Source organism: Arthrobacter sp. Soil_N43 (genome assembly GCF_057655195.1).
Genome location: NZ_JBDGML010000119.1, coordinates 1 through 23,007 on the forward strand (window position 1 = coordinate 1; position 23,007 = coordinate 23,007).

Genomic DNA, 23,007 nt, shown 5'->3' on the forward strand with positions numbered 1-23,007 from the left:
GGGCATGGACTGCCCGGCGATGGTGAGCACGTTGACGCCAAGTTCCTTGCCGGTGTCTGGGCGGCGGGACATCCACACGCCCAGCGGGATGGCCACCACGGCGGTGAGGAGGATGGCCGCCGTGGCGAGGGTCAGGGTGTACGGCATCCGCTCGGCCACCACCTGCATGGCGGGAGCCTGGAAGGAGTAGGACTGGCCCAGGTTGCCAGTGAACAGCTGCTGCAGGAAGATCCAGTACTGTTCCAGCACCGGCTTGTCCAGGCCGAACTGCTCCCGGACCGCGGCGAGCTGTTCGTTGCTGGCCAGCGGGCCGGCGTAGGACACGGCAGGATCACCCGGGGCGAGGCGGATCAGGATGAAGACCGTGGAGACGGTGAGGAACACGGTCAGCAGGCCTTGGCCGAGCCGCTTGAGGATGTAGTTCGTCATGACTCAGGCCTCCAGCCGGACATCAACAAGGGGGTAGGAGTTGGTGGGCGCCAGTGAGAGGCCACTGACGCGCTTCTGGTGTGCCAGCACGGACTTGGGGACGAATGCCCAGGCGCAGGGCCAGGTGTCCCACACGGCCTGTTGCGCTTCGTTCAGGAGTTCCGTCCTGCGGGCCGGGTCCGCTTCCGCGGAGGCGGCCTGGATCTTGGCGGTGACCTCGGGAATCACGTAGCCCTGGTAGGTATCGCGGGTGGCTTCCTTTTCGGGGGTGCCGGAGTACATGCCCTGCAACATGGTGATGGCCAGTCCGGTGGGGCTGGGGTAGCCGTTGCCCAGCAGGTCCCAGTCCCCCTGCTTGCCCTGGCGCCAGGCCAGGATGTTGCCGCCGGGTTCGAACTGCTGCAGCTCGGCCTTCACGCCGATCTTGCCGAACATCTCCACCAGTGCTTCCATCACGGAGGTGTCGGACGCGAACTCGCCGGTTTCCCAGATGATCTTGAGGGTGAGGTCCTTGACGCCCAGCTCCTCGAGGGTGGCCTTGGCCTTCGCCGGATCGTAAATGTACTCGCCGGTCTTGTGGTAGCCGGTGAGACTGGAGGGTGTGACGCCCTCGGCCTGGGTGACGGAGTCCACAAGGACGTCACTGACCAGCGCCTCCCCGTCAATGGCCATGCTGAGTGCCTGGCGCACGCGGGGATCGGCCAGCGGGTGGCCGGCGGGCTTGCGAAAGTTGAAGAAGATCTGGTTCAGGCGGAGGCTGGACGCCTCCTGGAGTTCGACGCCGGGAAGTCCGGCCAGCTGTTCGCGGGAGTCGGGCGTGATGGAGTCGATGACGTCCACTTCGCCGCTGCGCAGGGCGATGACGCGGCTGGATTCCTCCGGAAGGAACCGGACTTCCACGTTGTCCACCTGCGGCGCCGGGCCCCAGTAGTTCTCGTTGCGCGCCAGGCTGTAAGTGCCGGCGCCGCGGTTGAACTTGGTGACGACGTACGGGCCGGTGCCCAGGCCTTCCTGCAGTTCCTCCGGCTTGTTCTGTGCTGCGGGGGTAATCAGGATCATGCTCATGAGCGAGTCCAGGATGGGGATGGGCTTCTTGGACACCATCTTGAAGGTGCGGTCATCTACCGGCACCACTTCGGGGAATTCGGGGAAGAACCCGGCCACGAAGGAGCCCTGCACCTGCTGGTACATCTTCAGTGCGGTGGCCACGTCTTTTATGCTCACCGGGCTGCCGTCGGAGTACCGGATGCCGTCGCGGAACCGGACTGTCCATTCGGTGGGGCCGGTCATCTCGAAGCGGTCTGCCAGGACCAGGACCGGCTTGGTTTCAGGGCCGATGGCCGTCAGTCCCTGGCGCACCGCGCGCTGGACGGTGACGGCAGCGTCGAACTGGTTGAGCTTGTTGTCCAGGCTGACGAGGGACCTGTTGAGTGCCAGGGTCAAAGTGCTGGGCCCCGGCAGGCCCGTGGGACCGGCACACCCGGCCAGGGATCCTGTACCCAGGAGAAATCCGGCGGCAGCGCCAAACTGCAGGAGGCGGCGCCGTGAGATCTCACTTCCTTGAGGAGGAACGGTCATCGTTGACCTCTCGGTTGAACGGGACGGCTGGCGGCCGGTTGGCCTGCGCCGTGTTACACGGATCACTCTGCCACTCTTGCGCGAAATGCGCAAGACACCTAGCGCATTCCGCGCAGTCATGCCATGATGGTGCTACCGACGAGCGGGCGGGGACCTCGCCGGCCTGTTCTCCCTCGGGCAGACCAACAGAAGAAAGGAGGACGACGTGACCGCAGTCCTGATTCAGGCGGACGACTTTTCCGGCGCAGCCGAGGTGGGGCAATGCTTTGCCACCCAGGGCCTGGAAACGCGGCTCCTCCTGGCCGGCACTGCCGGCGCGGACAATGATGCCGGCGCTGCCGGCGGTGGAGCCGGCGCGGACAGTGACGCTCCGGACGTCCTGGTGGTTGACACACACACCCGGGCCGTTGCCCCGGCAGCAGCCCACGCGGCAGTTTCCGGCGTCTTTGGCGGCACGGCTGGACCCCGTGCGCACGTCCTGTTCAAGAAGATCGATTCGCTGTGGCGCGGCAACGTGGGCCCGGAACTGGCCGCGCTGACGGGCCTGGGCCACCACGTCGTGGTGGCCGGAGCGCTCCCCCAGCTTGGGCGGACGGTGGTGGACGGCGTGCCCATGGCCAGCGGCGTCCGCCTGGACCGCACGGGGTTCTGGACGGCGGAGTCCGCCGCACCGCCGTCGTCCGTGGCACAGGTGCTGAACCGGCCCGCGGACTCCGCCCCCACACTGGCGGGCCTCGACACAGTGAGGTCCGGCGGCCTGGCCGCCTTCCTCGGTAGGGCTTTGTCGGCAGGCGGTCCCGCCACGGTGATTGCCGACGGCGAGACCGAGGCCGACCTGGCAGCCGTCGCGGATGCGCTGCTGGAACTGGAGTTCGCCGCCTCCGGCCGCCGGATCGTGCTGGCCGGAACAGGCGGCATCGCCGCCCTCCTGGCCTCGAAACTGGCCGAGAAACTGGGCAGTAGAATGCGCAACGAACCTGCGCGAAACACGCAGGGCCGGCATTTTCCCTGGCAGGATCAAGCAGCGGTGCGTTCCGTCCCGCCGGTGCTGGCCGCCGTGGGCTCGGCCTCCGCGACGGCGGCCGCGCAGCTGTTGCGTCTCGAAAGCTCAGGCTTCAGCACACTGCGGATAGCTCCCGCCGAGCTCTCCGAGCCCGCTGCCTGCCGGCAGCGGCTGCAATCGGCGAAGCAGCTCCTGGCCGCGGGCACGCCGACCGCCCTGACGGTCAGCGCCGACGTCGTGAATCCGCAGGAAGCCGGGGAGATCGTCCGCAGCTTCGGACGCCTGGCGGCAGATGCCGCCGGCGCCGCAGACCTCATCCTCACCGGCGGCGAAACCGCCCGCGAGGTGCTTGATGACCTTGGCATCCGCCACCTGACGCCGCTGGCGTCCGCGCAGCACGGAGCCGTGGTCAGCGTCTCCGACGACGGGCGCCTTGTCGGCACCAAGCCCGGCAGCTTCGGGGACGACCACGCGCTCGCCGAGCTGTACCAGTCCATTCACGGCTTCCGCGCCGAGGCCCTTCCCGAAGGCCCGGCCACAAAACACCCTGAGAATCCCTCCCACCAACCTGGAGCAGACATGACATCCGCAGCAGCGAACAACAGCGAAGCGAACGACAGCGCAGCGAGCACCACCGAAGCGAGCACCGCCGAGGCGAGCACGGACAGCCGGCCCTTCATCGCCGTGACCATGGGCGACGGCGCCGGCGTCGGCCCGGAGGTGACGGTGGGCGCGCTCGTGGCCGAGAACGCCTACCGCGACTGCCGCCCGGTGGTCATCGGGGACACCTACCGTTTGCAGCTGGGCGCCAAGGCCCTTGGCGTGAAAGCCGACATCGTGGAGGTGGCGAGCGTCAGTGAGGCCGTCTTTGAGCCGGGCCGCATCAACGTGATCGATCCGATGCTGCTGCCGGCGGACCTGCCCTGGGGCAAGGAATCCGCCGAAGCCGGCAACGCCGCCTACCACTACATCAGGATCGCCTGCGAGCTGGGCATGAGCGGCCAGGTGCAGGGCATCTGCACCGCGCCCCTGAACAAGGCAGCCCTGCACAAGGCAGGGCATATCTACCCCGGCCACACGGAACTGCTGGCCCACTTCATGGGCATCGACGAAGTGTCCATGATGCTCTCGACCCCGAAGGTCAAGGTCATCCACGTGACCACGCACATCGGCCTGATCGACGCAATCAACAAGATCGAGCCCGGGCTCGTGGAGCGGACGGTCCGCCGCGGCCACGGCGCCATGCAGCGGGCGGGCATCGCCAACCCGAAGATCGGCGTCTGTGCCATCAACCCGCATGCAGGTGAAAACGGACTGTTTGGCTATGGCGAGGAAGCGGAGAAGATCACCCCGGCCATCGAGAAACTCCAGGCTGACGGCATCGATGCCATCGGCCCCCTTCCGGCCGATACGGCGTTTTTCCTGGCAGGCCGCGGGGACTACGACCTGATTGTGGCGATGTACCACGATCAGGGCCACGGTCCCGTGAAGGTCCTGGGCATCGAGGCCGGCGTCAACATCACAGTGGGGCTGCCGGTAATCCGCACGTCAGTGGACCACGGCACCGCCTTCGACATCGCCGGCAAGGGAATCGTGGACGTGCGCAGCATGATCGAGGCACTTCGGCAGGCGGCGGAGATGTCCCCGAGCCCTGCACTGCGGCCCTGAAGCCGCCCGGCTTCGCCTCAAGCTCTGCTCTCCTTAGGATGGACTGAGCATCCGGCTGCCGGAAGTCCCGGCCCGGGAAAGGAGAGATTCCATGACGCACGCCATCGTCGCCCAGCAGCCGGGCGGACCCGAGGTCCTGGACTTCACGGAGATTGACCGCCCCGTTCCCGGCCCCGGCCAGTTGCTGATCAAGGTAGCGGCAACAGGCGTGAACTTCATTGATACGTACCAGCGTGGCGGCATGTACCAGGTCCCCTTCCCCTTCACTCCGGGTTCTGAAGCCGCCGGAACCGTCGAGGAAGTCGGCGAAGGGGTCGAGGACTTTGCGGTCGGCAGCCGGGTCGCCACGGCGGAGGGGTCAAAGTGCTACGCCGGCTACACGGTGCTGGACGCTGCCAAGGCCCTTCCGGTGCCCGACGGCGTCGACGATCTCACAGCGGCGGCACTGCCCCTCCAGGGCATGACGGCCCACTACCTCATCAATTCGTCCTTCAGGGTGGAGCCGGGCCACACGGTGCTGACGCACGCGGGCGCCGGCGGGGTTGGCCTGCTGCTGACCCAGCTGCTCAAGGAACGGGGCGCACGTGTCATCACTACGGTTTCCTCGGACGCCAAGGAAGAGCTCGCCCGGGGGGCCGGCGCCGACCATGTGCTGCGCTACGAGGGCTTCCCCCACCACATCCGCGAGCTGACCGGCGGAAAGGGCGTGGACGTGGTGTACGACGGCGTCGGCCGGAACACCTTCGACGGTTCCCTGTCCTGCCTGCGCACCAGGGGATCACTGGTCCTTTTCGGCGCCGCCTCGGGTGCGGTTCCGCCTGTGGACCCGCAGCGCCTCAACTCCGGCGGATCGCTGACGCTGACCCGGCCCTCGCTCGGTCACTTCCTGCTCAACGCCCAGGAGCGCCACTGGCGCTCGGGTGAGATTTTCGCCGCCGCGGCGAACGGGAACCTCAAGGTCCGGGTCGGGGGAACCTATCCGCTCGCCGAGGCCAGGCAGGCCCACGAGGACCTCGAAGCGCGGCGCACCACGGGCAAGGTACTGCTGGTGCCCTGAGCACGGCCGATGCCGGAATGTGAACACGCGGTAAAGCGCGCTACCTTTTGTTCATCTTGCCGGGAGAGAATCCACCAGTGAATGAGCAACTCCCCCAGACCGACCGACCCGCAGGCACCGCGGTGAAGGGGACCGTGGCAGCCACCGTCCATGCGGCCCAGCTGCCGGGTTCGCGGTCTGCCCCGCCGGAGCGCACACTGCTGGACATACTGCAGGAGACGGCGGCCAAGTACCCCGACGCCTCGGCGCTTGATGACGGCCGCCGGTCCCTGAGTTACGCACAGCTGATGGCAGAGGTCCGCGCTGTAGGCCGCCGACTTCATCTGGCGGGTCTGGGCGCGGGTGACAGGATCGGCGTCAGGATCCCGTCCGGCACCAACGAACTGTACATTTCAATCCTTGCGGTCATGCTGATCGGGGCGGCGTACGTCCCGGTCGACGCCGACGACCCGGATGAACGCGCGAAGCTGGTCTTCAGCGAGGCGGGCGTCGCCGGCGTCCTGCGCGGGGGCGGCGACATTGTCACCGACAAAAAGCGCCCGCGCCCCTTCCCGGCGCCGCGGACGGCAGTCCCCGACGACGACGCCTGGGTGATTTTCACCTCAGGATCCACCGGGACCCCCAAGGGGGTGGCGGTGTGCCACCGGTCATCGGCCGCCTTCGTAGACGCTGAGGCGAGGATCTTCCTGCGCGATGAGCCCGTCGGCCCCCAGGACCGCGTCCTCGCAGGCCTTTCCGTGGCCTTCGACGCCTCCTGCGAGGAGATGTGGCTGGCATGGCGCCACGGGGCCTGCCTGGTGCCGGCACCGCGGGTACTGGTCCGGACGGGGATGGACCTGGGGCCATGGCTTATTAGCCACGGCATCACGGTGGTGTCCACGGTGCCCACACTGGCTGCGCTGTGGCCCGCCGAGGCCCTGGAAAACGTCCGGCTGCTGATCTTCGGCGGGGAAGCCTGCCCGCCGGAACTGGCTGAAAGGCTCGCGGTGGAGGGCCGGGAGGTGTGGAATACCTACGGTCCGACCGAAGCGACGGTGGTCGCCTGCGCCGCTCCCCTCAGGGGCACCGGCCCGGTCCGGATCGGACTGCCCCTCGACGGCTGGGACCTTGCCGTGGTCGACTCCAACAACGTTCCCGTCGCCGAGGGCGAAATCGGCGAACTCATCATCGGAGGCGTCGGCTTGGCCCGCTACCTCGACCCTCAGAAGGACGCGGAAAAATACGCCTCCATGCCGGCCCTCGGATGGGACCGCGCCTACCGCTCCGGCGACCTGGTCCGCTACGAACCCGAGGGTCTGATTTTCATCGGACGCGCCGATGAACAGGTCAAGCTTGGCGGCCGAAGGATCGAACTCGGCGAAATCGACGCCGCACTCCAGTCGCTTCCGGGCGTGGCGGGCGCAGCGGCCGCGGTCCGCACGACGGCGGCAGGCAACCAGGTTCTGGTTGGCTACCTCGCCCCCGCCGGCGCCGGCGAACTGGATCTGGCCGCCGCCCGGGAACTGCTGCTCGCCACGCTCCCCGCCGCGCTGATACCAATGCTGACCGTTGTGGGCAGCTTGCCCACGAAAACGAGCGGCAAAGTGGACAGGCACGCGCTTCCCTGGCCACTGCCCGGAGTCGGCGCCACTGACGCAGCCGCTGCCCCGCTCAACCTGCCCGAGGACGCGCAGTGGATCGTGGAGCAGTGGGAGGCCGTGCTGGGCAGCAAGGTGGCAAGCCTGGACGCGGACTTCTTCGCCCACGGCGGCGGTTCGCTGGCGGCAGCCCAGCTGGTGTCGGCTCTCCGCGTCCGGTATCCCATCATCACGGTGGCGGACATCTATGCCACTCCGCGTGTTGGCGCCTTGATCGACACCGCCCGCCAGTCCCTGCCGGACGGTGTTGCGGCCGGTCCGGCACCAGCCCGGCCGGTGCGGCCCACCGCCCGAAAGTCGCAGGTGTTCCAGACCCTGATGGGGGCGCCGCTCCATATTCTCGTGGGAATGCGCTGGCTGACCTACCTCATGGCAGCGAACAACCTGCTGGCGGCCTTTGCGGGTTTTACGGCGGCTCCGGTGCTCTCCTGGTGGTGGGTCGCAGCATCGTGGCTGGTTTTCGTCAGCCCGCCGGGTCGGATGGCCATCTCGGTCGCGGCGGCCCGCCTGCTGCTCCGGGACGTTGTCCCCGGAACCTACCCGCGGTCCGGCCGGGTGCATCTGCGGCTCTGGCTGGCCGAGCAGATCCAGGACCTCTCCAGTGCCATCAGCCTTGCCAGCGCACCGTGGGTTCCGTACTACGCCCGCGCGCTCGGTGCCAAGGTCGGGAGCGATGTCCATCTGCATTCGCTGCCGCCTGTGACGGGCTTCCTGTCGCTCGGGAACGGCAGCAACGTCGAGCCCGAAGTGGACCTTTCCGGTTGGTGGATCGACGGCGATCAAGTGCACATCGGCCAGGTCCACATCGGCGCCGGGGCGTCGGTCGGCGCCCGGAGCACCCTCATGCCCGGCGCGAGCATCGGCGCCGGCGGGCAGGTGGAGCCGGGCTCCGCTGTGCTCGGCAAGGTCAAAGCCGGGCAGCTGGTGGCGGGATCTCCGGCTGAACGCCGGGGTAAGGCCAAGCAGAACTGGCCGGATTCCAGGCCGTCGGGTTCCCTCATGGGCAGGCTCTGGTTTGCCGCCTTTGCCGGCGCCTCGGCGGTGCTGGCCATGATCCCCTACGTATCCGCGGCCGCAGCAGCAATGGTGGTGTTCCTGTTCATCAGGGGAAGCGAGTCCCTGACCGGAGCCTGGCCACAGCTTCTGGCCTCGCTGCCGCTGGCTGCCCTGACCTGGTTCGTGGCCAACCTGCTGCTGGTCCTGGCGGTCACGAGGCTGCTGGGGGCGGGGCTCGCGGAGGGCCACTACCGCGTGCGCAGCCGCATCGGCTGGCAGGTCTGGGCGACGGAGCGGGTCCTGGACATGGCCCGCGACCTGCTCTTCCCCATCTACGCGAGCCTCTTCACGCCGGTCTGGCTGAGGCTGCTGGGCGCCAAAGTGGGGAAGAACGTTGAGGCATCCACGGTTCTCCTGCTCCCGAAGATGACGACCGTGGGCGAGGGGGCGTTCCTCGCGGACGACACCATGGTGGCGTCCTATGAGCTGGCCGGCGGTTGGATACACATCGCCCCCGCCAAGATCGGCAAGCGGTCGTTTCTGGGCAACTCGGGGATGACCGCCGCCGGGCGCAATGTGCCGAAGAACTCGCTCGTGGCGGTACTCTCGGCGACGCCCAGCAAGGCCAAGTCAGGGACGTCCTGGCTCGGCAGCCCTCCGGTCAGGCTCCGTCGCACCGCGGTCGCGTCGGACGACACCCGGACTTTCCGGCCCCATGCCAGGCTCAGGGCCGCGAGGACCCTGTGGGAGCTGTGCCGCTTCGTCCCGGTCATGCTGACAGTGGCCCTGGCGATCGGCGTCATGGTCGTCTTCGATTGGCTGGCAGCGGTGGCGGGCTATGCGGCCGCGGCCGCACTCGGAGGACTGGTGCTCATGCTCGCCGGCGGCGTTGCCGCGGCCAGTGCCGTGGCGGCCAAGTGGATCCTGGTCGGAAAGATCAAGCCGGGGGAACATCCGCTGTGGAGCTCGTTCATCTGGCGCAACGAGGTGGTGGACACCTTTATCGAGATGGTCAGCGCGCCGTGGTTCGCGCGGGCGGCCACAGGCACCCCCGCCCTCGTCTGGTGGCTGCGCGCCCTCGGCGCGAAAATTGGCCGCGGAACGTGGTGTGAGAGCTACTGGCTTCCTGAAGCAGACCTCGTGACCCTCGGCCACAGCTCGACGGTCAATCGCGGCTGTGTTGTGCAGACCCACCTCTTCCACGACCGCGTCATGAGCATTGACGCTGTTACGCTCGAAGACGGCGCCACCATGGGCCCGCACGGCGTCATCCTGCCACAAGCACGGATCGGCGACGGCGGAACTGTGGGCCCGGCATCACTGGTGATGCGCGGGGAAACCGTCCCGGCCGCGACGTACTGGATGGGAAACCCCGTGACCCCCTGGACCGGACCGGGAGTTCCCGCGCGGCGCCTGAAGTAGTTGCCGCAGAATTACCACAAGACCGTTCGACTAGCTTGATTGAGGCATCCGCCTGATGAGTTCCCCAGAATCCCCCGCCCCGGCAGCCGCGCTGCCCGCGGCGGCGACCGGCACCACCGATCCCTACGTCGCGGGACACGGCACGGATGCCTACCGCGTTTTGCGTTACGAGCTGGAGCTTGACTACAAACTTGCCAGCAACCGGCTTATCGGCCGCGCAGTGGTGCGGGCAGTGGCGGCCCGCACCACCTCCGCCGTGGTACTGGACATGACGGGCCTCCGCGCACTGAAGATCGCGCTGAACGGCTCCCGTGTCCGCAGGTACACGCAACGCGCCGAGCAGCTGGTGGTTCACTGCGAACGTGCCCTGAACCCGGGCGAGGAATTCACCCTGGACATCCGCTATGCCGGCAATCCCGAGCCCCGCAAGGGCTTCTGGGGCGAAGTGGGCTGGGAGGAACTGACGGACGGGGTGCTGGTTGCCGGCCAGCCCAACGGAGCGCCGTCCTGGTTCCCGTGCAACGACCACCCCCGGAACAAGGCGAGCTACCGCATTTCCGTCACGACCGATGCCGGATACCGGGCAGTATGCAACGGCCTGCTGGTGGGCCACTTCACCAGGTCGAGCCGGCAGACCTGGGTCTATGAACAGACAGAACCCATGGCCACGTACCTGGCCACGGTGCAGATCGGCAGGTATGAGCTGCTGGCCCTGCCGGCGGCGGGAGGGGTGGCACAGTTCGTGGCCGTGACCGCCGCGCTGGCCGGTTCGGCCCGGGCCGGGCTGGCGCGCCAGCCGGAGATGATGCGCACGTTCGTTGGCTGCTTTGGGCCGTACCCTTTCCCGGAGTACACCGTGGTGGTCGCCGACGACGACCTCGAAATTCCCCTCGAGGCGCAGTCGCTGTCCATCCTCGGCCGCAACCATCTGGACCAGGGGTGGGAGTCGCAACGGCTCATCGCGCACGAACTGGCCCACCAGTGGTTCGGCAACTCGCTGACGCTCAGCTCCTGGAGCGATATCTGGCTCCACGAGGGCTTCGCCTGCTATGCCGAATGGATCTGGTCCGAGGAAGCCGGCGTCATGCCCGCCCAGGGGCGGGCCGCAGCGGCATGGCGGAAGCTTGAGTCCGGCATCCAGGACATCCTCGTCGGAGATCCCGGTCCCGAGCTCATGTTCGATGACCGGGTGTACAAACGCGGCGCGCTGGCGCTGCATGCCCTTCGCCGGGCATGCGGAGACCTGGCGTTCTTCGCCCTTCTGCACGAATGGACCAGGGGCATGCGCCACGGCTCGGTAACCACGGCCGAGTTCATCCTGACGGCCGACCGGGTCACAGGGCTGGATTCTGAGTCTTTGCTGCATCCCTGGCTGTACGAGGAGTCGCTCCCGCCACTGGCCGGCGTGTAACGCCGAGGCCAGGTCAGCAGACGGCCACCGCCGCCACGAGCCCTGCAGGCAGTCCCGCCGTCATGGCGCTGACGTCGGAAACCTCCGGACAGCCCAGCGCGTCCACTGTCGCCGGCGGCACCAGCAGTCCGTCACCGGTCATCTTGAGCCATGCCTCTTTCCGTGCCCAGAGCCTGGCGCGTTCGTGCATCAGCGCGCCATTCCGCAGCCCGGACACCGCCAACCGTTCGGGCCCCGTAAGCGCCACGGACTCAAAGCCTGGAAAATCGGTGCGCCCGGGATCCTCGAGGTCCACTCCCAGCCTGCTTCCCGGACGCGGCGACGTCACGGCTGCCACGAGTGTCCAGCCTCCGGCCCGGGACAGGCTGAGGAGCAACGGCAGCCTGACGCCGCCGCGGGAGTATCCAGGGCGTCCATGCGACAGCTCCGGACCGCTGCCGCACCGAGGGCAGCTGTAGTCGCAGGTCAGCTCCCGCGCCGGAACCCCCAACAGCTCAGCCGCAAACTCCCGCTGGGTGATGCGGCCCGCCAGGAAGGTGCGGCGCGCGGCGGGCTCCATGGCTGCGGCGCGTGCAAGCTCAGCAGGGTCAAGCAGCGATTCGTCGGCGGGGCGAACCGGGGAGGCGCGAAAGACCACGCCGGAAGGCGTGGTCTTTCGCGTTGTTCCCTGGCCGGCCCTCAGGCGACTCGTCCCTTGGCTAGCGCTGGACGGCGCCGAAGCGCTCCGCAGCCACGGCCACGGCGCCCTCGCGGGCCGCCGAGGCCTCGTCCGCAGTCAGCGTCCGGTCGTTGGCGCGGAACCGGAGGCCGAAGGCCAGTGACTTCTTGCCGTCCTCGATGCCCTTTCCGGCGTAAACGTCGAACAGGGCGACGTCTTCCAGGAGCTCACCGGCTCCTTCCCGCAGTGCGGCCAGGACGTCATCGGCAGGAACGTCCTGCGGCACCACGAGTGCCACGTCCTGGGTGGCGACGGGGAACGTGGAGATGTGGCGCGCCACGATGACGTCAGCGGCAGCCTCGAACAGGGCATCCGCGTTGATCTCAAGCGCAACGGAACGGGCAGGCATGTCCGAGGCGGCCAGGAGCTTCGGATGCAGCTCGCCGGCGTAGCCCACCACTTCGCCGCTGCGCAGCGAAAGCTGCGCGGCGCGGCCTGGGTGGAATGCCTGGTGGTGGCCCTGTCCCACCACAAGGTCAACACCCAGGACGTCGCCCGCAAGACGCGCGATGTCCAGCGCATCCGCCCAGTCCCAAACCCGGGGGGTGTGTCCGGCGGCAACCGGTGAGTCGTGGCCCGTCAGGACGGCGGCGATGTGCAGCGGCTGGGCCGGAACGCCGTCGTACAGCGCGTCCAGCACCTCATCGGACGGCCTGACACCCAACGGCGGAATGGAGGCCGTGCCCACGGTGCCGCCGGGCAGGAAGACGAGCCCTGCCTCGAACAATGCGAGATCGCGGAAGCCGCGCGAATGGTTGCGCTTGGCCACCTCGATCAGCCCCGGAAGCACGGACGTCCGCAGGTAGCCGTGCTCCTCGCTGATCGGGTTGGCCAGCTTGATGGCTGTCCGGGAGGCCCCTGCCTCGGCCACGCCGAAGGTGTCGTTGGCAGCCTTGGACACGAACGGGTAGGCCAGCACTTCGGTGAGCCCGGCGTCGGCGAGGGCCTGGATCAGGCGCCGCCGCTGCTGCTGCACGCGGGTCAGCCCCCGGCCCGGAGGAGCCACGGGAAGCGTCGCCGGGATCTGGTCGTAGCCCACCAGTCGCGCGATTTCCTCGGACAGGTCTTCCTTGGTTTCCAGGTCGTTGCGCCAGCTGGGCGCCGAAACCGTCCAGCCGCCGTCGACCTTTTCCACCACGGCGCCGAGATCCTCGAGGGAGGTGACGATCTGTTCTTCGGTGAAGTCGATGCCGATCCGTTCGGCGGCGAAGCCGGCCGGCAAGGCGATGGTCACGGCGTCAGGTGCGGTCCCGACGTCGGTCCCCGCCTCGTCAGCGGTGCCGCCGGCGAGTTCAACCAGGAGGTCGACGGCACGTTGAGCGGCAACGTTGGCCACCTGCCAGTCGACGCCGCGCTCGAAGCGCTTGGAGGCCTCCGACGGCAGCTTGTGGCGCCGGCGTGAGCGGGCAATCGACACTTCCTCGAAGTGGGCAGCCTCCACCAGGACCGTGGACGTTGCGTCAGAGACCTCGGTCGAGGCGCCGCCCATGACGCCTGCGACGCCGATGGGACCGGAATCGTCCGTGATCAGCAGGTCCTCGACGTCGAGCGAACGCTCCTTGCCGTCGAGGGTGGTGAGCTTCTCCCCCGCCACGGCACGCCGCACCACGATGTCACCGGACAGTTTGTCCTGGTCGTAGAAATGCAGCGGCTGGCCGAGTTCCAGCATCACGTAGTTCGAGATGTCTACCGGCAGCGAGATGGAGCGGATCCCGGCCAGCCTAAGCCTGGAGGACATCCACGGCGGCGTGGGCCTCGTGGCATCCACGCCGCGGACAGTACGTGCCACGAAACGGTCGCAGCCGGGCTTGCCGTAGATGGGGGCGTCGTCGTTGATCTTGACGCCATAGCCGCCTGACAGGGTGGCCGGCGGCTGGACCTTCGAGGCGGGGTCCGTAAACGCGGTGCCGGTGGCATGGGCGTATTCACGCGCGACGCCACGGATCGAGAAAGCGTATCCGCGGTCCGGGGTGACGTTGATCTCAGCGGCCTGGTCATAAAGGCCCAGGAGGTCCATGGCGTCCGTCCCGATTTCCGGGTCCAGCCCGATCCTGGAGAGCACCAGGATGCCATCATGGTCGTCGCCGATGCCAAGTTCACGCACGGACGCAATCATTCCGGCGGACAGGTGCCCGTAGGTTTTCCGCGCCGAGATGTGGAAGTCGCCGGGCAGCACGGCACCGGGAAGGGTGACAACTACCTTGTCGCCCTCCACGAAGTTGTGGGCGCCGCAGATGATGCCCTGGACACCGGACGGGTCAATGCCCTTGCCGGTGAGGGTCTGCTCCTGGCCCTCGGGGACGACGCGGACCTGGCACCAGTTGATGGTCTTGCCGTTGGTCTGCGGCTCCTTGACCAGGCTCAGGACCTGGCCCACCACGACGGGCCCCTTGAGGCCGTCGGTGGGACGGTGCACCGCTTCTTCTTCAAAGCCGACCTTGACGAGTTCGGCCATGACGTCTTCAGCCGTTGCTCCGGCCGGTACCTGCGCGAATTCACGCAGCCAGGAAAGTGGGATACGCACTGTTTAGATCTCCATCCCGAAGTGCTCGCTGAAACGTACATCGCCTTCGATCATGTCGCGCATGTCGCCGACCTCGTTGCGGAACATGAGCGTGCGCTCGATGCCCATGCCGAAGGCAAAACCTGAATAGACGTCCGGATCGATGCCAGCGGCGCGGAGGACAGTGGGGTTGACCATGCCGCAGCCGCCCCACTCGATCCAGCGCGGGCCGCCCTTGGCGCCCGGGTGGAAGATGTCCAGTTCCGCGGACGGTTCGGTGAACGGGAAGTAATTCGGGCGCAGCCGGATCTGCGCTTCGTCGCCGAACATCTGGCGGGCGAAGTGCTCCAGGGTGCCGCGCAGGTCAGCCATGCTGAGGTTCTTGTCGATCGCGAGGCCCTCGAACTGGTGGAACACGGGCGTGTGCGTGGCGTCGAGTTCGTCGGTGCGGAACACTTTGCCCGGGCACAGCACATAGATCGGCACTTCGCGTTCGAGCATGGAGCGGACCTGCACCGGGGAGGTGTGGGTGCGCATCAGGAGGTGCGCCTCCGGCGGCTCCACGAAGAAGGTGTCCTGCATCTCGCGGGCCGGGTGGTCCGGCTTGAAGTTCAGTGCGTCGAAATTGAACCACTCGGATTCGACTTCCGGGCCCTCGGCGATCTCCCAGCCCATGCCGACGAAGATGTCCGCCACGCGGTCCTGCAACGTGGAGAGCGGGTGGCGCGCTCCGGCCCGGCGGCGGCGCGGGGCCGCCGTCACATCCACGGTTTCCTCGACCAGGATGCGGGCGTCGTTCTCGGCCTCAAGCTCGGCGGTGCGGTCGGCGAGCGCCTTGCTGACGCGTCCGCGGGATGACCCCATGAGCTTTCCGGCGACGGCCTTCTGGTCTTTTGGCAGGCGCCCGATCTCGCGGTTCGCGAGGCTCAGCGGCGATTTCTCCCCGGTGTGGGCCAAACGGACGGCCTTGAGTTCATCGAGCGTGGAGGCACCGGCGATGGCGGAGATGGCCTGCTCGACGGCGGCGGTGATGGCGGCTTCATCCAGAGGGTTCGGGACGGCAGCGCCCGGCAAAGTTTCAGTCATCTACTGTTCTTAGCTACGAGTCGGGTGATGCCAGTGGCCGGTGCTGCTGTGCCGGTTCCCCGGCAGCGCGTCCGTCATTGGCACGTCATTGCCTGACGCCATCCGGTGACGCCCTGCAAGGACAAGGGCAGGCTCGCCGGAGGTTGGCCGGCAGGCACTGTTCCCAGTCTAATTGACGGCGCCCGGCTGCCCGAACAGGACGGCCAATATGCAGTGCGCGCGCCCGCCGCTAGCATGGCCTCATGACCCCGGGACAGCGGTTGCGCCGGCTCGCGAACCTGCTCAATGGCTCCACGCTGCTGGGACTTCTGCTCGCGAGGCTGGCCGGGACCACCACCGTCAGCGGCCCGCGCGGCCTGGCAATCGCCACCGGCTACACCTGGAAGCTTCCCCTCGCCGGGGCGTTCACGGTGGGCAACGTGGTCATCTTCCGCGCCGGGCCCGAGGCCGCACTGGGGAACCCCGCGCTCCTCGGCCACGAGGAGCGGCACAGCACGCAGTACGCCTGCCTCGGGCTGCCCTTCCTCGTGCTCTATTTCGCCGCCGCAGGATGGTCACTGCTGCGGCACGGCGACCCGGCGTCAGGGAATCCCTTTGAACGCCACGCCGGGCTCGAAGCCGGCGGATACCCGGGCAGCGCGGGGGAAGCAGCGCGGAGCCGCAGAATTGCCGGCAGGCGTTTCGGCAAATTTCCCCGCCGGCGTTCCGGCAGGCATCCCGGCAGGGGCCGGACCACCCGAAACACCGACGGCGGACCTTGACATTAGTTCGAACATACCTTCGAATGGAGGTCATGAGATGGGACGCGCAGGCACTCAATCCGGCACCCGGGGAGCAGGGCCCGGGCAGCAGCGGCGGCACGGGCGCCCCCGCCGCAGTGCCGCTGCTGCCGCTGGTCGGGCTGGTGCGTTCCGTATCCACCCCTGAATTTGCCGGGGTCACCTTCCATGAGGTCACCGCCAAATCGGTGCTCAACAAGGTGGCCGCCGGTTCCCGCATGCCGTTCGAGTGGACCGTAAACCCCTACCGCGGGTGCAGCCACGCGTGCGTCTATTGCTTTGCCCGCAAGAGCCATACCTACCTGGACTTTGACGCGGGGCTGGACTTTGACAGCCAGGTGGTCGTCAAGATCAATGCCGCGGACGTGCTGCGCAAGGAACTGGCCAAGCCCTCCTGGGGGCGGCAGCACGTGGCACTCGGCACCAATACCGATCCCTACCAGCGGGCTGAGGGCCGGTACCGGCTGATGCCCGGAATCATCGGTGCATTGGCCGATTCCGGAACGCCGCTGTCGATCCTGACCAAGGGAACCCTGCTGGCGCGGGACATCCCGCTGCTGAAACACGCCGCCGCCCAGGTGCCGGTGGGGATCGGCATCTCTCTCGCCATGACAGACGAACAGCTTTCCGAGGCCATTGAACCGGGAACGCCCGGGCCGAGGGCCAGGCTCAAGCTCATCTCAAGGCTGCGCGACGCCGGGCTGCCCTGCGGTGTGATGGCCATGCCTATCCTGCCGTGGCTGTCGGACAGCGACGAAGCCCTCGATGCCCTGTTCGCCTCGCTCGCCGCCGCCGGAGCAACCGGGGTGACCGCCGGGGCCCTCTACCTGAAGCCCGGTACGCGTGAATGGTTCATGCAGTGGCTCGCGGCCAGGCATCCGGAACTCGCCGGACGGTACAGGCGGCTGTACGGCACGGGATCCTACGCATCGAAGGAATACCGGACCTGGCTCGCGGGGCGGGTGCGCTACTTCAAGGCCCGGCATGGGTTTGCCGGCTCCCACGGGTTCAGCCACCGCGACGTCGACGACCCCCGCGGCGAGGAGGCCGCCTACCCGGAGGGAAGTTTGCCCCCGGCCGGCGCCGGGACAGCCGCTTCAGCCCCAGCGTCCCAGCCGACGCTCTTCTGATCAGACGGCGTAGTTTTCCTGGGAGTCGGTTGCGCCGAGCTCTGCCAGCAGCGCCCGGACAATCGGGAGGTCGGCAGGGATCCACGGCAGGCTGAGAGCTTCGTCACTCTTCCTGATGCTGATCCAGGCAAGTTCATCGTGATCTTCGAGCGGCCGGGGCTCGCCGTCGGCGAGTTCCGCGAACCAGACGCGCATGGTGGCGCGTTCGTTCAGGGGCCAGCCGGAGCCATCCGGCGCTGCCAGCTCGGATCCCAGGCGGACGCCAATACCCAGTTCCTCCCGCAGTTCACGGTGCAGGGCGGACTCCGGCCCCTCCCCCGGCTCCACCTTCCCGCCAGGGAATTCCCACATGCCGGCGAACTGGGGAGGTGCGGTCCGCCGTGCCACCAGCAGACGGGAGGGCTGCGCCAGCGAATCGAGCACGGCACCGCCCACGACGTTGATCAGTTCTGTCACCGCCCCAGTCTATGGGGGAGAATGGCTGGGGCGCCCGTTCCGGCAACGGCTCCCCCGGTCCGGGAATACCGCCCCGTGGCACCACGTTGTACAAATCAGATTTATCGCTGCCCTTGGGTTTACTCTGCCCCAGATTTATATCCGGCTTCTCCGCCCAGGCCAGATCCGCACTTCACGCTCCGAAAAGCAGGCACATGACGACGACACTTCAGACTCCAGGCAAAACCAAAGCAGCCAGCTCCCACCTCGGACCCGCCATTCTGGCGCTGGCCATGGGCGGCTTCGGAATCGGCGTTACCGAATTCGCCATGATGGGCCTGCTCAAAGAAGTGGAAGTTGGACTCAACATCGGCACGCCGGAGGCCGGCCACCTGATCTCGGCGTATGCATTAGGGGTCGTCGTCGGCGCACCGGTACTGGCCGCCGTCGGCGCGAAACTTCCGCGCAAGTACCTGGCCCTGGGCCTCATGCTGTTCTTCAGCATCGCCAACCTGACGTCTTTTATCGCCCCCGACTACGGGAGCATGCTGGTTTCCCGGTTCGCCGCGGGACTGCCTCACGGCGCCTTCTTTGGCGTGGCGGCCGTGATCGCCGCATCGCTCGTGGCACCAACGAAGCGTGGCTGGGCTATTTCCATGGTCATGGCCGGACTCACCGTTGCCAACGTCATCGGCGTGCCGTTTGCCACGTGGCTCGGCCAAGCCTTCGGCTGGCGGCTGCTCTTCGTCCTGGTCGGAGCCCTCGGGCTGGTGACTCTTGCCCTGATCTGGAAGTTTGTTCCGTTCCAGAAAGCCCACTCCGACGCGAGTATCCGCCGGGAACTCGGAGCGCTAAAGCGGGCCCAGGTGTGGCTCGCCATCCTGATCGGGATCGTCGGATTCGGCGGATTCTTCGCAACGTATACCTACATTTCCCACACGATGACCTCGGTTGCCGGCATTCCCGCGGCGTTCCTGCCGCTGGTGGTGGCGCTCTACGGCCTTGGCATGGTGGCCGGCAACATTGTCGGCGGCCGGATCGCCGACAAATCTGTGATGGGAACCATCTACCGCGTCCTGCCCGGAATCGCCGTGGCGCTGGTGGTGTACGCGGTCGCCGCGCACTGGCCCTGGTCCGCGTTCGTGATGGTCTTTGTCGTCGGGGCGGCCGGGGCCATGCTGGTGCCGGCGCTGCAAACGAGGCTGCTGGATGCCTCACCGGATGCGCCTTCGCTGGCGTCCTCCCTGAACCACGCCGCGCTCAATGTCGCCAATGCCCTGGGGGCATTCCTTGGCGGGCTCGTCATCGCCTGGGGCTGGGGTTATGTTGCACCGGCTCTGGTGGGCGCCGTGCTGGCCGTTCTCGGCCTCGGGGTGGCTGTGCTCAGCGGACTGCTGGAACGCAAAAGGCCGCTGGCCCCGTAACCTCTCGGGTCACAGGGCCAGCGGCCTTCCGCTCATTCTCTGCCGTCACTTCTCCGCCCAACTTTGGCGGCGGACGTTCGCGAAGGCTACGATCCGGTACCTCCGACGACGGCCTGACTTGGCAGGTCCGATCGGTGCACGTCCGGTTCGAGGTAGATCACCCGCGCCATGGGCACCGCCGTGCGGATGCGGTCTTCAGCGGCGTCGATCAGCCTGGTGATTTCAAGGCCGGACGCCGCGGCGCCCACCGTGATCTTGGCCGCCACGAGCAGTTCCTCGGGCCCGAGGTGGAGGGTCTTGAGGTGGATGATTCCGGTGCCGTCGGACTCGATGGCTCCCCTGATCCTTGCGACATCGTCCCGCGTGGCGGATTCACCCAGCAGCAGCGACTTGGTTTCCAGGGCAAGGACCACGGCGATGGCCACCAGCAGCAGGCCGATCATGGCCGTTCCAAGCGCATCCCAGACACCGTTATGCGTCAGCAGCGTCAGGCTGACGCCAAAGAGCGCGAAGACCAGACCAACCAGCGCGCCCAAATCCTCAAGGAGGATCACCGGCAACTCGGGCTGCTTTGCGTTGCGCACAAAGTTGACCCAGCTTTGCTTCCCCCGGACGTGGTTGGATTCGATGATGGCCGTCCGGAACGAGAAGGATTCAGCAATGATGGCGCCGATCAGAACGGCAAGGGGAACCCACCAGAAGTCGCCCTCGATCGCGTGCGGATGCTGGAACTTGTCCCACGCCTCGTACAGGGCGAACAGGCCGCCGACGCTGAACAGCACGATGGAGACGATGAACGCGTAGATGTAGCGTTCCCGGCCGTAGCCGAAGGGATGTTCCTCGCTGGCGGCGCGCTTGGCCCGCTTCCCGCCGACGAGCAGCAGCATCTGGTTGCCAGAGTCGGCCACCGAGTGGATGGCCTCGGCCAACATGGAGGACGACAACGTCAGGACGAACGCGACGAACTTCAAAACAGCGATGGTCAGATTTGCAGCGAGAGCTGCGACGATCGCCTTGGTACCGCCAGTTGCAGCCAAGGGAGCTTCACCTCTTGAAGTGGAGTTACAACGAATTGGACACGGCCCCGCGCCCGGGACCACTGCAATTACCGTACCCGCCCGGCCTTGGGCGCAGCAGCAGTCATGGCGTCGCGGCGACACAAAAAACCTTGAAACTAAGCGTGCTGACAAATAAACATGCGCTGTGTTAGCTTGAAGCCATGTCGGGAGTGACATGTATCGGTCCCGACGAATATGAAGGAGGAGACAATGGGTTTTCTTGCTTGGATTATTCTCGGCCTGATCGTAGGCGCAATTGTTAAGGCCGTTATGCCCGGCAGGGTTGGCGGCGGCTGGGTCACCAGCCTGGTTCTGGGCGTTGTAGGCGCCATCGTTGGTGGCTGGATCGGCAGCCTTCTGTTCGGCAAGGGTGACTTGGCGTTCTTCGACCTCGGCACCTGGATCCTCGCCATTATCGGCGGCCTGGTAGTCGCCGGCATCTACGGGGCAATTACCGGACGTAACCGGACCACCTAAGACCACTAAGGTTCGCCCCACTGGCGGACCTGCTGAAAGTAAAAGTAAGGTTCGTCCCTCTGGCGGACCTGCTGAAAAGTAAAAAGCGGGGGCCCATCCTGGTGGGCCCCCGCTTTTTCAGTCCTGTTGGGATCTCGCGCTGGCGTACAGGCAGACCGTGGCGGCCGTGCCCAGGTTCAGGCTTTCGGCTGCGCCGTAGACGGGAACGGCCACCCGGTGGTCCGCCAGGGCGAGTTCCGCCTCGGACAGTCCCTGCGCCTCGTTGCCGAACAGCCAAGCGGTGGGGCTTTCCAGTGCATAGTCCGAACTGGCCGTGGAGCCGCCGAGCCGCCGGGCCGCACTCTCATCCTGGAGGCGGTCCAGGTTGAGCTTCCCGTAACCGTCGGCGGCGAGCACGCCAATGCCGCGGGACCTGCACTCCGCCACCAGCTCTTCGACGTCGGCGCCGAGCACGACCGGCAGGTGGAAGAGCGAGCCGGCGGTGGAACGCACGGCCTTCGGGTTGTAGATGTCCACGCTGGAACCGGTAAGCACCACGGCATCAGCACCTGCCGCATCGGCGGCCCGCAGGACCGTCCCGGCGTTCCCCGGGTCCCGTACCTGGCACAGCACGGCTATCAGCCGCGGCCGGGCATCCAGGACGTCCTGCAGGGAAACATCGACAAAGTCGCAGACGGCGATGATTCCTTGGGGGGTCACGGTGTCCGCCATGGCGGCGAGTACGTCGTCCGTGGCCAGCCGGGCGTTGACCCCTTCGGCCAGTTCCTCAAACTCCGGGTAGCGGTCCAGGCATGCCTCGCTGGCGTACACCTCACGGACCACGCCGTGCTCCCCCGCGTCCATTTTCTTGCGGTGCAGGGTCAGGGCTTCGCGGACGGCCTGCGGGCCTTCGGCCAGGAACTGGCGGCGCTTTAAACGGGCAGGGCGCCCGGCAAGCTTTGCCACGTCCCGGACCCGATCAGCTCGGGGGTTGGACAGTGGAAAATCTTGCGGGCGCCCGGTTTCGTTCATATAAGAACCTTAGTTGCTGTTGCAGCAGGTTCTCGAACTACCCAGAACGGGGACTGCTACTCGGCAGCCTCGTCAGCGGCCGGCTTCTTGGCGGCAGCCTTCTTGGCAGCGGGCTTCTTGGCCTTCGGCGCCGGTGCGGATTCAGCCGCAACAGCCGGAGCGGAGGTGTCAGCCGGCAGGGAGTCCTTGGCGACCTTGACCAGCGCAGCGAAGGCGTTGGCGTCGGAGACAGCCAGCTCGGCCAGCATGCGGCGGTCAACCTCGACCTCAGCGGCCTTGAGGCCCTGGATCAGACGGTTGTAGGTGAGGCCGTTGGCGCGGGATGCAGCGTTGATGCGCTGGATCCAAAGGCGGCGGAAGTCGCCCTTCTTCTTCTTGCGGTCGCCGTAGCTGTACACAAACGAGTGCAGCAGCTGCTCTTTGGCCTTGCGGTACAGGCGTGAGCGCTGTCCACGGTAACCTTTGGCGCGTTCGAGGATAACCCGGCGCTTCTTGTGGGCGTTTACCGCCCGCTTCACACGTGCCACGTGCGTACTCCTTCAGAATTCTTATCCCAAGCGTCTACTGCCGGTAACCCGGCCGGCCTGAGAAGGCTTATGGGTAGTTGACTGGTGCCGGTTGGCAATCAGTCAGAGTGCTTGGAAATTAGATGCCGAGCATCTTCCGGATGACCTTGGCATCGCCCTTGAAGACGATCTTGTCGCCGGCAAGGCGACGGGTCAGCCTGGAGGACTTGTGCTCGAGGTAGTGGCGGCGGTTGGCCTGCTGGCGGCGCAGCTTGCCGCTGCCGGTCAGCTTGAAGCGCTTCTTAGCACCACTGTGGGTCTTCATCTTCGGCATGGGAACCGATCTCCTAACGTATCCGCAGACTATGTCTGCAGTCTTTCGTGCAGCCACCCCTGCGGGCGGCATGCTGGTTGCTGACTGCCTGAAGGCGGTACCTTCCGCAGCTTTGAACTAGTTGGTCTTCTTGCCCGCCGGCTTGGGCGTGGCCCGTGGTGCCGCGGGGCGCGCAGCGGGCTTCGGCGCAGCGGGCCTGGCCACCGGCTTCGGTGGAGCAGGCACTGCCGCGGGCTTGGGTGCTGCCGGAGCGGGGGCTTCGGCGGCCTTCGGCGCGGCAGGAGCCGCGGCCGCGGGTGCCGGTGGCTTCGCCGCCGGAGCCTTGGGCGCTTCGCGCTTCGGCGG

At 67.1% G+C, this 23,007-nt stretch carries 19 protein-coding genes; 9 read left to right on the top strand and 10 right to left on the bottom strand.

Going from position 1 to position 23,007, the window contains the following annotated elements:
- Both AC3A3W_RS19080 and AC3A3W_RS19085 read right to left on the bottom strand, forming a co-directional pair.
- A partial coding sequence (locus AC3A3W_RS19080; RefSeq protein ID WP_487444626.1) for an ABC transporter permease occupies positions 1 to 429 on the bottom strand: 429 nt, incomplete at its 3' end.
- A 3-nt stretch (positions 430 to 432) separates the two neighbouring features.
- Positions 433 to 2,007, bottom strand: a complete 1,575-nt coding sequence (locus AC3A3W_RS19085) for an ABC transporter substrate-binding protein (RefSeq protein ID WP_487444628.1) — start codon at positions 2,005 to 2,007, stop codon at positions 433 to 435.
- A gap of 205 nt (positions 2,008 to 2,212) precedes the next feature.
- On the opposite strand from AC3A3W_RS19085, the gene pdxA reads away from it, so the two are divergent.
- From pdxA to AC3A3W_RS19105, 4 genes are all read left to right on the top strand, one after another.
- Positions 2,213 to 4,678 carry a 4-hydroxythreonine-4-phosphate dehydrogenase PdxA gene (gene pdxA / locus AC3A3W_RS19090; RefSeq protein WP_487444630.1) on the top strand — a complete coding sequence of 822 codons (2,466 nt, stop codon included), beginning with the start codon at positions 2,213 to 2,215 and terminating at the stop codon, positions 4,676 to 4,678.
- A 91-nt stretch (positions 4,679 to 4,769) separates the two neighbouring features.
- Complete coding sequence (locus AC3A3W_RS19095) at positions 4,770 to 5,735, top strand: quinone oxidoreductase family protein (RefSeq protein ID WP_487444632.1); 966 nt, start codon at positions 4,770 to 4,772, stop codon at positions 5,733 to 5,735.
- A gap of 122 nt (positions 5,736 to 5,857) precedes the next feature.
- Complete coding sequence (locus AC3A3W_RS19100; RefSeq protein ID WP_487444653.1) at positions 5,858 to 9,790, top strand: Pls/PosA family non-ribosomal peptide synthetase; 3,933 nt, start codon at positions 5,858 to 5,860, stop codon at positions 9,788 to 9,790.
- A gap of 55 nt (positions 9,791 to 9,845) precedes the next feature.
- A complete protein-coding gene (locus AC3A3W_RS19105; RefSeq protein WP_487444633.1) occupies positions 9,846 to 11,201 on the top strand; it encodes a M1 family metallopeptidase in 1,356 nt (451 codons plus the stop codon).
- Positions 11,202 to 11,214: 13 nt separating this feature from the next.
- On the opposite strand, the gene AC3A3W_RS19110 is transcribed toward AC3A3W_RS19105, so the two are convergent.
- From AC3A3W_RS19110 to pheS, 3 genes are all read right to left on the bottom strand, one after another.
- Positions 11,215 to 11,838 carry a 4'-phosphopantetheinyl transferase family protein gene (locus AC3A3W_RS19110; RefSeq protein ID WP_487444635.1) on the bottom strand — a complete coding sequence of 208 codons (624 nt, stop codon included), beginning with the start codon at positions 11,836 to 11,838 and terminating at the stop codon, positions 11,215 to 11,217.
- Positions 11,839 to 11,899: 61 nt separating this feature from the next.
- The gene (gene pheT / locus AC3A3W_RS19115) at positions 11,900 to 14,443 is read right to left on the bottom strand and encodes a phenylalanine--tRNA ligase subunit beta (protein WP_487444636.1); all 2,544 of its coding nucleotides are present in this window, start codon (positions 14,441 to 14,443) and stop codon (positions 11,900 to 11,902) included.
- Positions 14,444 to 14,446: 3 nt separating this feature from the next.
- Positions 14,447 to 15,508: a phenylalanine--tRNA ligase subunit alpha gene (pheS, locus tag AC3A3W_RS19120; protein ID WP_487444638.1), complete on the bottom strand. Its 1,062-nt coding sequence runs from the start codon at positions 15,506 to 15,508 to the stop codon at positions 14,447 to 14,449.
- 242 nt (positions 15,509 to 15,750) lie between these two features.
- Here pheS and AC3A3W_RS19125 point away from each other — a divergent pair, with 242 nt between their 5' ends.
- Both AC3A3W_RS19125 and AC3A3W_RS19130 read left to right on the top strand, forming a co-directional pair.
- Complete coding sequence (locus tag AC3A3W_RS19125) at positions 15,751 to 16,269, top strand: hypothetical protein (protein WP_487444640.1); 519 nt, start codon at positions 15,751 to 15,753, stop codon at positions 16,267 to 16,269.
- A gap of 32 nt (positions 16,270 to 16,301) precedes the next feature.
- The gene (locus AC3A3W_RS19130) at positions 16,302 to 17,417 is read left to right on the top strand and encodes an Rv2578c family radical SAM protein (protein WP_487444655.1); all 1,116 of its coding nucleotides are present in this window, start codon (positions 16,302 to 16,304) and stop codon (positions 17,415 to 17,417) included.
- Here AC3A3W_RS19130 and AC3A3W_RS19135 read toward each other — a convergent pair whose 3' ends face one another.
- Positions 17,418 to 17,873, bottom strand: coding sequence for a (deoxy)nucleoside triphosphate pyrophosphohydrolase (locus AC3A3W_RS19135; RefSeq protein WP_487444642.1), 456 nt, complete (start codon positions 17,871 to 17,873; stop codon positions 17,418 to 17,420). It abuts the gene before it with no gap.
- Positions 17,874 to 18,067: 194 nt separating this feature from the next.
- On the opposite strand from AC3A3W_RS19135, the gene AC3A3W_RS19140 reads away from it, so the two are divergent.
- Positions 18,068 to 19,276 (top strand): MFS transporter, encoded by a 1,209-nt coding sequence (locus AC3A3W_RS19140; protein WP_487444644.1) that lies wholly within the window; start codon positions 18,068 to 18,070, stop codon positions 19,274 to 19,276.
- An 86-nt stretch (positions 19,277 to 19,362) separates the two neighbouring features.
- Here AC3A3W_RS19140 and AC3A3W_RS19145 read toward each other — a convergent pair whose 3' ends face one another.
- Complete coding sequence (locus tag AC3A3W_RS19145) at positions 19,363 to 20,313, bottom strand: cation diffusion facilitator family transporter (protein WP_487444646.1); 951 nt, start codon at positions 20,311 to 20,313, stop codon at positions 19,363 to 19,365.
- A 231-nt stretch (positions 20,314 to 20,544) separates the two neighbouring features.
- On the opposite strand from AC3A3W_RS19145, the gene AC3A3W_RS19150 reads away from it, so the two are divergent.
- Positions 20,545 to 20,811, top strand: coding sequence for a GlsB/YeaQ/YmgE family stress response membrane protein (locus AC3A3W_RS19150; RefSeq protein ID WP_104137371.1), 267 nt, complete (start codon positions 20,545 to 20,547; stop codon positions 20,809 to 20,811).
- A gap of 117 nt (positions 20,812 to 20,928) precedes the next feature.
- Here the strand turns inward: AC3A3W_RS19150 and AC3A3W_RS19155 are convergent, their stop codons facing one another.
- From AC3A3W_RS19155 to rpmI, 3 genes are all read right to left on the bottom strand, one after another.
- Positions 20,929 to 21,822 (bottom strand): TrmH family RNA methyltransferase, encoded by an 894-nt coding sequence (locus AC3A3W_RS19155; RefSeq protein ID WP_487444648.1) that lies wholly within the window; start codon positions 21,820 to 21,822, stop codon positions 20,929 to 20,931.
- 56 nt (positions 21,823 to 21,878) lie between these two features.
- Positions 21,879 to 22,349 carry a 50S ribosomal protein L20 gene (gene rplT / locus AC3A3W_RS19160; RefSeq protein ID WP_487444650.1) on the bottom strand — a complete coding sequence of 157 codons (471 nt, stop codon included), beginning with the start codon at positions 22,347 to 22,349 and terminating at the stop codon, positions 21,879 to 21,881.
- A 118-nt stretch (positions 22,350 to 22,467) separates the two neighbouring features.
- Positions 22,468 to 22,662, bottom strand: a complete 195-nt coding sequence (gene rpmI, locus AC3A3W_RS19165; RefSeq protein ID WP_009358635.1) for a 50S ribosomal protein L35 — start codon at positions 22,660 to 22,662, stop codon at positions 22,468 to 22,470.
- Positions 22,663 to 22,783: 121 nt separating this feature from the next.
- On the opposite strand from rpmI, the gene AC3A3W_RS19170 reads away from it, so the two are divergent.
- A partial coding sequence (locus AC3A3W_RS19170; protein ID WP_487444652.1) for a hypothetical protein occupies positions 22,784 to 23,007 on the top strand: 224 nt, incomplete at its 3' end.

Excerpts from the sequence above, each read along its gene's own strand:
- AC3A3W_RS19140 (WP_487444644.1), top strand. The coding sequence starts at position 18,068 with ATGACGACGACACTTCAGACTCCAGGCAAAACCAAAGCAGCCAGCTCC.
- AC3A3W_RS19130 (WP_487444655.1), top strand. The coding sequence starts at position 16,302 with ATGAGATGGGACGCGCAGGCACTCAATCCGGCACCCGGGGAGCAGGGC.
- AC3A3W_RS19155 (WP_487444648.1), bottom strand. The coding sequence starts at position 21,822 with ATGAACGAAACCGGGCGCCCGCAAGATTTTCCACTGTCCAACCCCCGA.
- pheS (WP_487444638.1), bottom strand. The coding sequence starts at position 15,508 with ATGACTGAAACTTTGCCGGGCGCTGCCGTCCCGAACCCTCTGGATGAA.
- AC3A3W_RS19150 (WP_104137371.1), top strand. The coding sequence starts at position 20,545 with ATGGGTTTTCTTGCTTGGATTATTCTCGGCCTGATCGTAGGCGCAATT.
- AC3A3W_RS19085 (WP_487444628.1), bottom strand. The coding sequence starts at position 2,007 with ATGACCGTTCCTCCTCAAGGAAGTGAGATCTCACGGCGCCGCCTCCTG.
- AC3A3W_RS19095 (WP_487444632.1), top strand. The coding sequence starts at position 4,770 with ATGACGCACGCCATCGTCGCCCAGCAGCCGGGCGGACCCGAGGTCCTG.
- rpmI (WP_009358635.1), bottom strand. The coding sequence starts at position 22,662 with ATGCCGAAGATGAAGACCCACAGTGGTGCTAAGAAGCGCTTCAAGCTG.
- AC3A3W_RS19125 (WP_487444640.1), top strand. The coding sequence starts at position 15,751 with ATGACCCCGGGACAGCGGTTGCGCCGGCTCGCGAACCTGCTCAATGGC.
- AC3A3W_RS19105 (WP_487444633.1), top strand. The coding sequence starts at position 9,846 with ATGAGTTCCCCAGAATCCCCCGCCCCGGCAGCCGCGCTGCCCGCGGCG.